Here is a 1,004-nt window from a genome sequence, read left to right as displayed (position 1 = left end):
TGTTGGCGCTGATGGAAAATTGACCCACCCTGCCGATTGAAATTTGACCCAGGGCGGATTGCTGATTTTGTTACCAGCAACTGTGGATAAGTCTACCAGCGCAGCTGCTGTTGCCCCCACTCCTTCGCTAGCCCAGTTCAGTTGTTTAAGACCTGCCACACGCAGCCATGTAGCAGGCCGTCGTCGCCATGAAATCAGAACGGCTCATCGTCCTCCGGTTCTTGGCCGCCCTTACGCTTTCGCTCCCGTGATTTGATCTTGGCCTGGGCCGCCAAGCTACTGTGTTGCAGGCGATAGGACTCGTTACCGGTTTCGACGATGTGGCAGTGGTGGGTCAGCCGATCCAGCAGGGCGGTGGTCATCTTGGCGTCGCCGAACACGCTCGACCATTCGGCGAAGCTCAGGTTGGTGGTGATCACCACGCTGGTGTGTTCGTACAGCTTGGACAGCAGGTGAAACAGCAACGCACCGCCAGCCTGGCTGAACGGCAGATAACCCAGTTCGTCGAGGATGACCAGATCCATGCGCAGCAGTGCCTGGGCGATCCGCCCGGCTTTGCCGTCGTGTTTTTCGCGCTCCAGCAGATTGACCAGATCGACCGTGGAGTAGAAGCGCACGCGCTTACCGTGCCGGGTGATGCCGGACACGGCCAGCGCGGTGGCTAGGTGGGTTTTACCGGTGCCTGGCCCACCGATCAGCACCACGTTCTGCGCGGTGTCGGTAAAGGCCAGGCTGGCCAGCTCGCTGATCAGGCGTGCGTCGGCGCTAGAGGCGTTGAAATCGAAGCTGGCCAGATCGCGGTGCATCGGCAGCTTGGCCATGTTCATCTGGTGGCTCACCGAGCGCATGGCGCGATCTGTGTGCTCTTGTTCCAGCAGGTGTTCGAGCAGCCACTTGGACGAGGCTGTGTTCGACTCACCCTGTGCAGTTAACTCCGCCCAGGCCGTGGCCATGCCGTGCAGGCGCAGCTCCTTGAGTTCCGCCATCAAATCACGCATGACCGA

At 60.3% G+C, this 1,004-nt stretch carries 1 protein-coding gene; it reads right to left on the bottom strand.

All coding sequences use genetic code 11. From position 1 onward, the window contains the following. Nucleotides 1-194: 194 nt before the first annotated feature. A complete protein-coding gene (gene istB, locus HBN63_RS21610; RefSeq protein ID WP_011911830.1) occupies nt 195-998 on the bottom strand; it encodes an IS21-like element ISPst3 family helper ATPase IstB in 804 nt (267 codons plus the stop codon). Between the last annotated feature and the right edge of the window lie 6 nt (nt 999-1,004).

This window comes from Pseudomonas sp. WS 5011 (assembly GCF_012985775.1).
GTDB classification, from domain to species: Bacteria; Pseudomonadota; Gammaproteobacteria; order Pseudomonadales; family Pseudomonadaceae; genus Aquipseudomonas; species Aquipseudomonas peli.
The sequence above is the reverse complement of the archived record's forward strand: the minus strand, read 5'-3'. Positions and strand labels throughout refer to the sequence as shown.

What these genes read in the sequence shown, in the direction of transcription:
- istB (WP_011911830.1), bottom strand. Translation starts at nt 998, where the DNA reads ATGCGTGATTTGATGGCGGAACTCAAGGAGCTGCGCCTGCACGGCATG.